At 64.1% G+C, this 12,437-nt stretch carries 9 protein-coding genes and 1 pseudogene; 7 read left to right on the top strand and 3 right to left on the bottom strand.

Translation table 11 applies throughout. From position 1 onward, the window contains the following. The first annotated feature begins 55 nt into the window (after window positions 1–55). Window positions 56–765, top strand: a pseudogene (locus tag AB7532_RS18690) (DUF7168 domain-containing protein). Between the two features lie 530 nt (window positions 766–1,295). Here AB7532_RS18690 and AB7532_RS18685 read toward each other — a convergent pair. The 3 genes from AB7532_RS18685 to AB7532_RS18675 form a co-directional block, all read right to left on the bottom strand. Further along, the gene (locus tag AB7532_RS18685) at window positions 1,296–1,472 is read right to left on the bottom strand and encodes a DUF2934 domain-containing protein (protein ID WP_441236236.1); all 177 of its coding nucleotides are present in this window, start codon (window positions 1,470–1,472) and stop codon (window positions 1,296–1,298) included. Window positions 1,473–2,271: 799 nt separating this feature from the next. Then, a complete protein-coding gene (locus AB7532_RS18680) occupies window positions 2,272–2,433 on the bottom strand; it encodes a hypothetical protein (RefSeq protein ID WP_441236235.1) in 162 nt (53 codons plus the stop codon). A 25-nt stretch (window positions 2,434–2,458) separates the two neighbouring features. Continuing rightward, entirely contained in the window at window positions 2,459–2,950 is a 492-nt protein-coding gene (locus tag AB7532_RS18675; RefSeq protein ID WP_441236234.1) for a hypothetical protein, read from the bottom strand. A gap of 203 nt (window positions 2,951–3,153) precedes the next feature. Here AB7532_RS18675 and AB7532_RS18670 point away from each other — a divergent pair, with 203 nt between their 5' ends. The 6 genes from AB7532_RS18670 to AB7532_RS18645 all read left to right on the top strand — a co-directional run bounded on the left by AB7532_RS18670 (window position 3,154) and on the right by AB7532_RS18645 (window position 12,428). Next, the gene (locus tag AB7532_RS18670) at window positions 3,154–3,903 is read left to right on the top strand and encodes a DUF7168 domain-containing protein (RefSeq protein ID WP_441236233.1); all 750 of its coding nucleotides are present in this window, start codon (window positions 3,154–3,156) and stop codon (window positions 3,901–3,903) included. A 345-nt stretch (window positions 3,904–4,248) separates the two neighbouring features. Further along, window positions 4,249–6,357, top strand: a complete 2,109-nt coding sequence (locus AB7532_RS18665) for a tyrosinase family protein (protein ID WP_441236232.1) — start codon at window positions 4,249–4,251, stop codon at window positions 6,355–6,357. A 35-nt stretch (window positions 6,358–6,392) separates the two neighbouring features. Beyond that, window positions 6,393–8,666: a LodA/GoxA family CTQ-dependent oxidase gene (locus tag AB7532_RS18660; RefSeq protein ID WP_441236231.1), complete on the top strand. Its 2,274-nt coding sequence runs from the start codon at window positions 6,393–6,395 to the stop codon at window positions 8,664–8,666. Continuing rightward, the gene (locus AB7532_RS18655) at window positions 8,663–9,079 is read left to right on the top strand and encodes a hypothetical protein (RefSeq protein ID WP_441236230.1); all 417 of its coding nucleotides are present in this window, start codon (window positions 8,663–8,665) and stop codon (window positions 9,077–9,079) included. Before AB7532_RS18660 ends, AB7532_RS18655 begins: the two co-directional genes overlap by 4 nt. A gap of 2 nt (window positions 9,080–9,081) precedes the next feature. Then, window positions 9,082–10,227 carry an NAD(P)/FAD-dependent oxidoreductase gene (locus AB7532_RS18650; protein ID WP_441236229.1) on the top strand — a complete coding sequence of 382 codons (1,146 nt, stop codon included), beginning with the start codon at window positions 9,082–9,084 and terminating at the stop codon, window positions 10,225–10,227. Next, window positions 10,224–12,428, top strand: a complete 2,205-nt coding sequence (locus AB7532_RS18645; RefSeq protein WP_441236228.1) for a multicopper oxidase family protein — start codon at window positions 10,224–10,226, stop codon at window positions 12,426–12,428. The genes AB7532_RS18650 and AB7532_RS18645 overlap by 4 nt, the downstream gene beginning before the upstream one ends. Window positions 12,429–12,437: the final 9 nt, after the last annotated feature.

The raw sequence follows: 12,437 nt of genomic DNA, 5'->3' as shown, positions 1-12,437 counted from the left end.
GTTCCTAGTCGTCGTCCTCGCGCCTGTCGGTCGGGCTTTCCCGGGCAGGTGATCCGTGAACCAGACGACATCCAATCCAGCCGCGCTCGACAAGCTCAAGCTCCGCATTCAGGCGTTGCGCGCCAAGACCATCGCCAATGGCTGCACCGAGGACGAGGCGCTGTCGGCCGCCGCCAAGGTCGCCGAGCTCTTGGATCGCCACGATCTGTCGCTCTCCGACGTCGAGCTGCGCGCTTCGCCGTGCGAACGGAGGGTCTTTGAGACCCATCGCAAGAAGCGAATTCCCCTGGACGACTGCATCGGCGCGATCGCTCATTTCTGCGATTGCCGGGTCTGGCGCGAGAAGAACGCAGGCAGCGAGAACATCTATGCGTTCTTCGGTCTCGGCGCGGACGTCGAGGTCGCGCATTACCTGGCCGAATTGATCGATGCCGCCGTGCGCGCCGAGCTTGGCCGCTTCAAGACCTCGGGTTCCGGCACCAGGAACGGCATCTGGCCAATGCCTCCTTCGCGCTCGGGATGGTGGCGTCCATCGCGGACAGGCTGGTGGCGATCAAGGCCAGTCGCGATCAGGTCAACGAAAGCACCGGCCGCGGGCTGGTCGTCCTCAAGACCTCGGTGGTCGATGCGGAATTGGACAAGCTCAACCTCAAGCTCCGGACCCAGCGCAGCACCAGCCGGATGGTGTCGATGACGGCATATGAAGCCGGCGGCGCCGCGGGCGCGTCGCTCGCCGTCAATCCCTGCCTTGGCGGGTGGCAGTGAGGGGCCACTCCCAAAGGAAGCTGAATGCATTGGGTGAGGTAGGCGCTTCCGCTGAAGCTGAGAGCTTGGCGATGTCATCCGGTCAATCAGCCAACTCAATCGCCCGAGAACCGTTCGCCGCACCTGACGCATCGATAAAGAGTGGTCAGCTCGCCTGTCCGAGCATCCAGCATCGGCGTCGACAGGCATAGATTTGCGCCGCAGTTTGGACAGGCCCGCTCGGCAAGACGAGAGCGGACTTCATCATCGTCATGAGCCGACATTGAGCCCCGGCCCCTCGACGAGGCTCGGCGGGTATGGACTGCATGGATCGGTCCGCTCCGGTTTCAGATAACGGATCAAAAGGCAGCCCACGCCAGCACGCCCAATATCGGAAGCAGTGCAATGACGAAGAGCACCAGGGGTGAGGGTTCGTTGCCTGTGCGGTCGCTCATGTGAACTCCTGAAAGGAAACTCTTCGCCTCTGCGTGCTTCTTCCCTCACGCGCCGGCATCTCCTTGTCAGCACACGCCCCAGCCACCACTGGCGGGTTAATGGCGTTGCACCGGCTGGGATCTGTCGGGTTGAGCGAGTTCGGCGCGGCGCTCCGCTTCGAGTTGCCGCTCGGCTTCGTACCAGAAATCGTCCACCTTGCCGCACGGCTTGTCGGCGCGCTCCCAAAGCAGGAAAGCGCGATTGCGGACGTCGTTGTCATCGAACCGGTTCATCCTCTCTCTCCTAAAAAAGAGGCGGCCCCGGCCGGGCTGAAGTTGGGAGGTGTTGAAGCCGGGGCCGCTCTGCCAGGCATCGGCGGCGACACCGGCAGAAAAACAAGCGGCGGCGCGGGCTCCGGTTCCTATCGGTGCGCGAGCAGATCTTCGACCGGTCAACGCCATGGAGGACCGATGGCGGTCGACAAACCGACCGGCGACAAGGAGTAGGGCGGGCCGTGAACAAGCCATCTCGATCGAGAACGAGCTTGGAGGGTGCTTCGGCCTGAACCTAAGCGGGGCGCGAAAAGAAGACTGCAAAAAAGGCTTGTGAATAGGAACGGACCATCCATCCCGCCGGTTGGCGCAATCATCCCGGGAGTGCACCATGAAACTATCACTGTCGACCGCAGCAGGCCTGATTGCAATTTTGACTGTCAGCGCGTCAGCGCAGCCCGCAGGGGCTCCCAGTGGACGAGGGTCCGTCGTCGGCGACCCCGCGGCCAGCTCGACGTCACCGAACAAAGATCCGCGCGCCACCACCGGGACGTCATCCGGTTCGACCAGTGGAAGTGGAACCTCGTCGTCCGGCGGGAAAGACGACAATGGAGATCAGGGACGAGACAAAATGCCGGACAGCAACATGACCGTGAAACCGCAAAGCGAGCAGCCTGCGAAGCCGCGCTAACGCGAGTGCCGCCGCTTTTGCGTGTCCGCGCGTGGGGACAAAGCCGAAGCCGGTGATGCGGAGAAAATACGTCTGTTAGGGTTCGAGCGAGCTAAATCAGGCCTCCCTGCGGACCGCCCCGGCAGCGAACTACGGCGCGGACTCACTGTCCGGATGGTTGGCCTTCTTCTTCTCGTCCAGCTCTGCGAGCAGGCGCTTTATGGTATCCAGGGTTTGCTGATCGGTGACGCGCCCTTGAAAGAAGCGATAGCGCGCGATCTGCTTGTCGAACGGGATGCACTTCTCACACATGGCCGGGCCGTTGCTTGCGAAGCGACTAACTAACATTTGTTGGAGTTCGTTCCGCCTGGTGTCCGTCGGAAAACGGAAGGCGGCGGCGCTCTACAAAGGGTTTCGCTGGCTCGCTGATCGCCTGATGCACGTCGTGCCATTCGGGCAACGAGGTTGCCTTAGCGGCCTTCTCCGGATCAACGCCGTGAGGTCCTGCGTCACGCCGACGAACCAGCTTTTCGAAGGTCTGAAAATGTCTTGATTTTTCGAACGGCCGAAATATTTCTCGGCTATTCCGCAGGAACATGGAGAACACCTGCGCAAGTATGGAGACAAGGCCATGCAACGGCGTCGTGTGAGGCACGTCAAATCCTTCCAGGAACGGCTTGCCGAAGAGGCTAAAAAATTCAGGGAAGCCGCCGAGAAAGTCCCTCCGGGTCCACAGCGGGAACTGTACCTCAGGCGCGCCAGACAGGCTGAAACGGCTTTGCGCATTGACGGCTGGCTGAGTTCGCCGGGTCTCCAACCTCCCGAGCATGTCGCGGATCTCGTCCCGAAATAGCCGAACCAATTTGCTCTCTCGGGTTATCCGACCCCCATTCTACGGCGGATAATTCCGCATAGTTTGGGAGGGTGCGGAAAAAAGAGTAACAAACTTGACCCGATGCGTGAGTTGCTGGCGGATACCCTTCCGCCAGTCGACCGACCGGATTCGTCGGTCGGATCCCAAGCGAGTGATCCGTGAACCAGACGACATCCAATCCGCCCACGCTCGACAAGCTAAAACTCCGCATTCAGGCGTTGCGCGCCAAGACCATCGCCAATGGCTGTACCGAGGACGAGGCGCTGTCTGCCGCCGCCAAGGTTGCCGAGCTGCTGGATCGCCACGATCTGTCGCTCTCCGACGTCGAGCTGCGCGCCTCGCCGTGCGAACGGAGGGTCTTTGAGACCCATCGCAAGAAGCGAATTCCCCTGGACGACTGCATCGGCGCGATCGCTCATTTCTGCGATTGCCGGGTCTGGCGCGAGAAGAACGCAGGCAGCGAGAATAGCTATGTGTTCTTCGGTCTCGGCGCGGATGTCGAGGTCGCGCATTACCTGGCCGAATTGATCGATGCCGCCGTCCGCGCCGAGCTGGGCCGCTTCAAGACCTCGGTCGACTACTCCAGGTTCCGGCACCAGGAACGGCACCTGGCCAATGCCTCCTTCGCGCTCGGAATGGTGGCGTCCATCGCGGACAGGCTGGTGGCGATCAAGGCCAGTCGCGATCAGGTCAACGAAAGCACCGGCCGCGGGCTGGTGGTCCTCAAGACCTCGGTGGTCGATGCGGAGTTGGACAAGCTCGACCTCAAGCTCCGGACCCAGCGCAGCACCAGCCGGATGGTGTCGATGACGGCCTATGAGGCCGGCGGCGCCGCGGGATCGTCGCTCGCCATCAATCCCGGCCTTGGCGGGGGCCAGCTCAAGCCGGCGCGATCGATTTCGGAATAATCGCATTATGCCCCTGTTTTGCCCGACGAGTCAACTATCGGACTCGGCGGCCCGGGCAAGCTGTTGATTCCAAACGCACCGGCTACTGTGCATGGGGTTGTTTTCGAAAAGTTTTGTGGGGCAGGCGGTCCGCGCTCCAGTCCGACCGAAGCTGTCGAAGACGAACTCGTTCGCGAACACAGACTCCGAAGTCTCGCTTTTCATCTCGGTTGTATGAAATAGATCACGCTACCTGAGAAAAATATTCGTCGCCCGTGCCGGCGCGCAGGTGCGTGATGTAATGACATCACCCCCAAGTTGTGATTACGTTCGCCCCGCCTTCTTCGTCTGGCCCCGGGGGCTCGAATGGACACCGAAGCACTGACCGTCGCTTACGCGCGTGTGAAGGCGATCCTCGATGAAGCCGCGGGTGACAGCACGGCCGACTATGGCGGGGCGGGGCGGTTCTGGGACAAGGGCGCGCAGGCGCTGGAGGCGGCCGAGATCTTCGGCATCAGGATGGTCGCGCCGGTGCCGGAAGGCCATGCCTGCTGCATTCCGCCGCATGCGCGCAGCGACGCATCGGGATTGATCAAGGGATTGCGCGGTGAGGCCCCATTCGATGGCGGCCGCTTTCCGGCGCTGCCATGGGGCGGCAAGCGCGTCGCGCCTGCGGATATCGATCGCATTGCCGACTGGATCGACGCCGGCTGCCCCGATGATGCGACCAGCGTCGCGGTCGAGCTCGCTCCCGGCAAGCCGGCCAAGCCGACGATCGTGCGGGTGAGCGAGATCGCCGAATTTGCGGAGGCCGCCGATGGCTACGCGCCGGCCGCGGGCGTCGGCGAGCCCAGGCGGCGCATGAACATCGACTGCATGAGCGAGCCGCAGATCGAGCGTCTGCGCCGCGGCTTTCGCCAGCTCTATTCGCTCAATCGCTGGCCCGAGGACAGGCGCAGCTACAACAACCAGGCGCTGGTCCACCAGAACCATTGCCAGCATGGCTGGGAGCGCTTCCTGCCATGGCACCGGGCCTATCTCTACGAGTTCGAGCAGAACCTCCAGGACTTCGAGCCCGGTCTGATGCTGCCGTACTGGGACTTCACCATGCCGGAGTACCGGCCGGAAGAACCGGACAAGGGCAGCATCATCCCGAACGCGATGAAGGCCTATCTCACCGAGGAGGCGGCGGAGATTCTGGTGACGGCGCTCGACCCGGCGCCGACGGCGGCGCAGAAGAAGGCGATCCTGGCGCTCGCGCAAGACCGCGTCACCTTCACATCGCAGCACGGCTTCTTCTGCTATGTCATCGGCAAGATCGGCTATGCGGCCGTCACGCCCGATCCCGAGAATGCCAACCGCCAGCGTTTCATCGACGCGCTGCTTCAGTCGAACTCGCTCTGGTATCCGTTGCGCTATCCCGCCGAATATCGCGGCGGCGGAACGATCAACCAGGTCATCAACTATCATTACCCCTCGGCCGACGACATTGCCCAGATTCTGAGCCTGAATAATTTTCGCGATTTCGGCGGCGGCAGCATCTACGACGCGGCGTTCGGCTTCCTCGACCAGAATCCGCACAACACCATGCACATCTGGACCGGCGGACAAAATCCGGATGCTGGGCAGGCTGTCTATGTCTGCAAGGACGGCCCCACCGCGACGGGAGCGACGCCGCAACCGGGCCCGGAGGCCGAGCGTGTCCGTGTGCTCGCCAACCGCCGCAACGATGCCGCGCAGGTCGGCGGGCGACGCTTCCACGCGCGTTCGGACCTGTATTCGCAGCCGGGCCTCGGCGACATGTTCAGCAATCTGACCGCGTCCTATGACCCCGTGTTCTGGCCGATCCACGTCAACATCGATCGCATCTGGTGGGAGTGGCAGAAGCTCAATCCGAATGCGGTGCCGGCCGATCTGGATTCGGTGCTGTCGCCGTGGAACTACACCATCCGCGACACGCTCGACATCGCGCCGTTCGGTTACGAGTACGTCCGCAGCTCGCATTTCATGCCGGTCGGGATCGAGGCGCCGGTCAGCCGCTTCGTGTCGCAGCCGATCACCGTGCCGCAAGGCGCACGCAGCTTCAAACGCGCGGAGATCCGCCTGCACCAGGTGCCGCAATTGATGCGCTCCTGTTTCGTGCGCGCCTTCCTGAACGAGCCCGGCGCGGACGCCTCGACGCCGATCAAGGGCAATCCGCACTTCGCCGGCTACATCTCGATCTTCGGACATGGCGCCTGCTACGGCGGGCCCGGCCATTGCGACATCCCGCCGCCGCAGCCGCGGCGCTTCGACCAGCGTGGGCGCAGCCACAACACGCCGCGCGTCCATCGCATCGACGTCACGGCCGCCGCGAAGCAGGCGCTCAAGAAGAAGGGGCCGCTACAGATCACGCTGGTCGTGATCGGTGGCGACTATCAGGAGGAGAGGGAGCTTCTGAAGCTCGAGGGCGTGTCGATCAGTTTCCTGGATTGAGCAATCTCCTTGGTTGAGAAGGTGGCGGGGAAGTCATGGCGACGTATCGAATCCATCCGGGCATCGGCATCGCGCGCCTGGGCAACAGCGACAGCGAGTTCTACCTCGCGCCCGAGACACCCGCGGCCATGCCGCAGGCCTGCGACAGTTTCGGCAATCCCCTGCACGGACCCGACGGTGTCACGCCCGTTCCGGTCAAGACATTCAAGGACGCGCAGGGCCGCGTGAAGCGGCAGGCCGCGCGCTTCCAGATCTTCGTCTATGATGATGAGTCCCCCGAGGGACGGCCACTCCAGCTCGGCGATGCCGTGGAGGGTGGCGGCAATCATGGCGTGCTGGTCGATATCCAGTGGCGCGTCTATGTCGCCAACAAGAAAGCCTCATGGTATCCGTTCACCGAGCTCAAGGGTGAGCATGGCTACGCGCCCGGCAGCGCGCGTCGCAATGCCGACATCACCGGCCAGGACCGCGACCTCCTGATCATCGATCCCGGCCCGCGCAGCGTCAACGCGACCACCAACCGCCGTGCGCATTTCGACCGCTCCGGTGGTCCCGGCGGCTACGCCACCACGTTTCCCCCCAGGGGGATCCAGCCGTTCGACATCGATACGCTGGGCGAGATGATGACCGACAACAAGGCTCGCCTTGTCGTGCTCGGCGGTCACGGCAATTCGGGCATGGATGTCAGCGGCAGCTTCGGTCCCAAGATCGAGGATTATGCCAACACCGACGGCTGGTACGACGACATCTCCGACGGCCCTGTGATGGCGCGGCTGATCATGTATTCGAAGCAGGTCAGCCAGACCCGTTACATCGATGTCGAATTTCCGGCGTGGGTCGTGGTCGGCTATCCGCGCTTCGCGCCGCAGATCCTCGACATGATCACGATGGACGAGGTGTTGTACGATCTCTATGCGCGCGAGTTCGCGACCGACACCGGCGTCTACGGCACACTCGGCACTTACGACGATCCGCAGCAGATTCCGTTCCGCGACGAGGCGGCGCTGCGCCATTGGCAGGCGGGGCGCCTCGCCTGGAATCGCAATTACCGGCCGTGGTTCTATCGCGACATCTGGCCGATCCTGTTCCGCCCCGATGAGTTTCGCTATCTGAGCGATATCCTTCAGCAATCGAACTACCCGCACGACCAGGCGCAGCGCGGCACGTTCGATCCCGACAAGCTCTCGCAGACACCGAAGCGCGGAACGCGCCCAACCGCGACGGAGACGCCGTCGGACGCGCCGCTGCGTGATGCCAGCCAGGGCGAGGCGGTCATGGCGGTGGCGGCGGTCGCCGGTCCAACGCGCCATGACAAGGCGGACGATCCCTACGGACCGATGCGCCGTTTCCTGTTCGATCTCTTGCGCCGCGCCGGCGAGGCGAACGCGTTCCAGGTGCAGGACCGCGCGTCGTCGCGCGTCCATTCACTGCCGCTGATGCCGCTGTTGTGCGGCGACAATCCGCTGTCCAACGAGACGCCGTCGAAGTTTCTCCATCTCACCGAGTACCAGCTCTTCATCATCGGCCAGTGGGCGCGGGGCTGGTTCATCAACGAGAAGGAGGAGGGCTGGCTGCCCAAGGGCTATTCGCCCTTCACGCCTTATCCGAAGACGCCGCCGAAGACCGGCCGCGAGCTCGATCGCGGCGTGCTCAGCAACGTGCTGGGCGGCGCCTTCTGTCCGGGCGGGGAGCTCGGCTGGGTGATGCGCAATCCTTCGATCTACTGGGCGCCGTATCGCATCAACGCCGATCGCAGCGTCTCGGATTTTCTCCAGAGTGCCGCCCAGGCCAATCAGTCCGGAGGCAGCGTGATCGCCGACCCGACCTTCAATGTCGAGTCGCCACTCAGCCAGAACAATGATTTCGCGACCGGCCTGCAGCCCGGCGACCTCACCAAGTACATGGGCCTGCCCTGGCAGTCCGATTTCAACGAGTGCACAACGCAGCCGATCAACATCACCTACGCGGACTGGAACAACCTTTATCCTGATAGCGACAATGATGAGCGGCTGCGGCGCGACGAGAAGACCTGGACCACCCTGTGGTGGCCGGCGCACAGGCCGTTGCAGTCGTTCGAGATCGCGTCCGTCGTCAACGGCAAGCCGAGTTACGCGTGGACCACGTGGAGTCGCGGCGTTCCGCAGACACCCGTCGGTGACCTCAAGATGGTGACCGAGTGGTCCAAGCTCGGCTTCATCGTGCGCAATCCTTACGAGCCGGCTGTCCAGCCTGCCGACAATTACAACGCCAAATACATCAGCGTCGAACGAACAGGGCCGAAGCCCGATCCGAAAAGCGAGGCATCATGAGCGACAATCCCTTCGTCGGAAACTGGACCTATCGCAGCCTGCTCAACGATCCCGACGTCAACACGGCCTTCAACAATCTCGAATTCGGTCGCGGCACGATCGAGATCGCGGACGGGCCGATGCAGCTCCTGGCTGGCACGATCGGCGGCCCGGGCTGGTCGCTCGCCCTGAAGGGATCGCGCGCCTACGGCTCGCCGATGCAGGTGCGCTTCCAGGGCACCGGCGTCGTCGGCGGCGAGGAATGGATCTACGATTATTGGGGCTCGCTGGTGCCGGCCTGGCCCAATGGCGTTGACCAGCGTCCGGCCATCGTCGGCTCGGTGATCCGGACCATCCCGCACAGCGGCGGCTCGCCAGGTACCGTGGCGCCGGCCGGCGTGGTCGCGTCGTTCTACGCCGTCAGGGCCGACTGATCTTGGCCGCGTTCGACATCATCGTTGCAGGCGCAGGTCCAGCCGGCGCGGCCGCGTCGCGCGCGCTTGCGACGTGTGCGCCGGAGCTTCGGGTCGCCGTGATCGCGCCGGACGAGCGGGGCCGAGGGCAAGGACGCGGCCAAGGCCGTGGCGAGGTGTTGTCACCGCTGATCCAGCCGGTGCTGCGTCAGCTCGGCTTGTGGCCGGCCTTTCTGGCGCAGGAGTTTGCGCCGTCGCATCGGACGCTGATGTCGTGGGACGAAGCCGGCCTGACGTCGAGCGAATTTCTGCTCGAGGCGCGCGGCCCGTCGTGGCGCGTCGATCGCGCGGCGTTCGATGGCTGGATCGCAACGGAGGCCTGTAGCGCGGCTCAGCGCGTCGATGCAAAAGTCTCTCGGATTGAGCGTGAAGCGGGCGGCTGGTCGGTTGCATGCGAGAACGGCGATAGCCACTCGGCGAGACTGGTGATCGATGCGACGGGCCGCACCCGCGCACTCGCTTATCGCCAGGGCTTGCGGACGATGGCGCAGGACCGCCTGATTGCGGCCTATGCTGAGGCGACGACGTCGGGACCGGCTGCGCCGGAATTGCTCGTCGAGGCGTTTGAGGATGGCTGGTGGTACACGCTGGCGCTGGGCGAGGGCAGGCGCGCCTTCGCCTGCATGACGGATGCCGATCTTGCTCGCGGCCTCAGGCTGAGCACCCCGGATGGCTGGCGCGCAGCGCTCGCCAGGACGCAATTCGTCTCGGCGGTGGCGGACAAGATCATTCGGCTCGACACACCCTGCTTGATCCCTGCGGGCGGCCGTTACGCGGCAATGACGGTGGGCTTCCGCTTCCTCTGCGCAGGCGATGCCGCCAGCGCTTTCGATCCGATCTCCGGTCATGGCGTCGTCAAGGCCATGCGCTCGGGCGTGTTCGCCGCCTATGCCGCCGGCGACTGCCTTGCGCGCGGTGATGCCGCCGCCCTCGATCGCTATGGCGCGTGGGTGGCGCGCGAGGCCGCGGTCTACGCGGCCACGCTGGGCGAACATTACGGCAGCGTGTCGCGCTGGGCCGATCGTCCGTTCTGGCGGCGCCGGCGTGCCGACATGCCTTCAAGCAACCCTTCGAGCAACCTGCTGGAACCAATGGGGCGGACAACATGATGAAAAGCTTTGCGCGAATTGGTCTTGTCATCGCCACGCTCGGACCAGGCGTTCAGGCCTTTGCGGCGCCGGCTCCCCGTGCGTTCGAACCGCCGCCGACGCTGCCGGGGCAGGGCAACGTGGTGGCGCTGGAGGCCGCCGTGGCGGCAACCGTGGGCGGCTGTCGGCCGCAAGGGTCGATCTCGCGCAGCGGCTCGATCGTCTCGGTGGTGCTCAACTTCGTGCGCGCGCGCTTCTTCATCAACAATCCCGATCCGACCGATCCGCAACCGGATGGCCTCGATCCGGTCGAGCTGCGTTCGTACGGCGGCTGCAAGTCGGGCCCCGCGATCTTCGTCAAGCCGGGCGACACGCTGCGCGTCGATCTGATCAACCAGCTCTCGAAAGATGATCCAAGCTGCCTGCCCAATCCACCAGCGGGACTTGGCCTGCCGGCATTGGTCGGGTGCTTCAACACCACCAATCTTCACACGCACGGCCTGCACGTCTCGCCGGCCGGCAACAGCGACAACGTGCTGCTCAATATCGCGCCGCAGACCAAGTTTCCGTACGAGATCAACATCCCGAACGACCATCCGGCGGGAACGTTCTGGTATCACGCGCACCGCCACGGCTCGACGGCGGTGCAGGTGGCGAGCGGTGCCTCGGGTGTGCTCGTCGTGAAGGGCGAGCGTCCCTACACGCCGCCGACGCCGCAGAACCCGAAGCCGATCGCCGATATCGACACGGTGCTGCACGACGTCAACGGCGCGCCGCTGAAGGAGCAGCTCTTCCTGTTCCAGCAGATCGCCTATGCCTGCTTCGCCAACCAGCCGAACCAGTCGGGAGGCCCGTGGCAGCAGATCTACACCACGCAAGGGCTCTATAACGCCAACAGCCCTGCCAACATCGCCAATGCGCCGTGGACCTGTCCGCTCGCGACCCCCGGCAACCCGGTCAGCGCTGGCGTCGTCGAGAATTTCGGTCTGCAACTCGACTCCCCCAGCATCTGGGACACCAACGGCCGCTTCACCAGCGTCAACGGCATCGTGCAGCCGACGCTCACTCTGCCGGCCGGCGAGATCCAGCGCTGGCGGTTCGTCCACGCCGGCATTCACGACACGATCAACGTTCAGATCGTGCGCGCAACGCCCGTTGGCGCAACGAACCTGATCGCGACCTCAGCGCTGAGCGGCAACCGCCAGCAGCAGAAGGCCGATCTCCTGGCCGCCTGTAACGCCTCGCCCGGCACGCTGGTCCCGCAGTTCGAGATCGCGAACGACGGCTTGACCCGCGCCAAGCTGCGGACCGTGCGCGCCTCGCAGGTCGGCGGCGTGCTTGAATCGAACTACATGCAGCCCGGCTATCGCAGCGATATCCTTGTCGTCTTCCCCTCGGACGGCGACTATTGTCTGCTCAACCAGGCCGCGCCGCCGGCCGAACGCGTGTCCAACGGCAATGGCGGCGGGCAGGGGCCGTCGACGCCGCAATTGCTGGCCTACGTTCATGTGCGCGGAGGCCAACCTGTGACCGGCGATTTGCAGGCCTATGTCGGCAAAGCGCTGTACGACGCCAATCCGACACTGCCGGATCCCGTTCGCACCGGACTGCGTGATGGCGATTTGCGGCCGTGGGCGCCGTTCGAGAACCTTGCACCGCCCGTGGCAGGCAGCCAGGAGCAGCAGGCTGCCTTCGCCATCAACTTCCCGAAGTTCACGGTCAACAACAACTCATACGACCCCGACGTCGTGAACTTCACGCGCGAGGTCAACACCACAGACGATTGGCTGCTCTCCGCGCAAGGCGAGCCGCACATCTTCCATATCCACGTCAATCCGTTCCAGGTGATCGACGTCGTTACCACCAACGCCAACGGACAGCAGATATCGATCTACAATCCCGACGGCACCTGCAAACCGGAGATCGTGTATGCCGACCCGCAGCAACTGGCCAACCAGTATTGCGGCATGTGGCACACGTTCCGCGACACGATCATCGTCGAGAACAATTATCAGATCCGCGTCAGGACGCGGTACGACCGCTACATCGGCGAGTACGTCCTGCATTGCCACATCCTCGACCATGAGGACGCCGGCATGATGGCCAACATCGCGATCGTTCCCGATCTCAACGCGCCCGGCGGCGGCCTCGGGATGGCGGGCATGCGCCATGCCAAACCGGCGGGAACGCCCAAGGCGACACCGGCAGGCCACAAACATTGAGGTCCGAGG

Source organism: Bradyrhizobium sp. 930_D9_N1_4, from assembly GCF_052076015.1.
In the GTDB taxonomy this organism is placed as follows: Bacteria; Pseudomonadota; Alphaproteobacteria; order Rhizobiales; family Xanthobacteraceae; genus Bradyrhizobium.
Note: the sequence above shows the minus strand (reverse complement) of the source record. Positions and strands in the feature narration are given on the sequence as shown.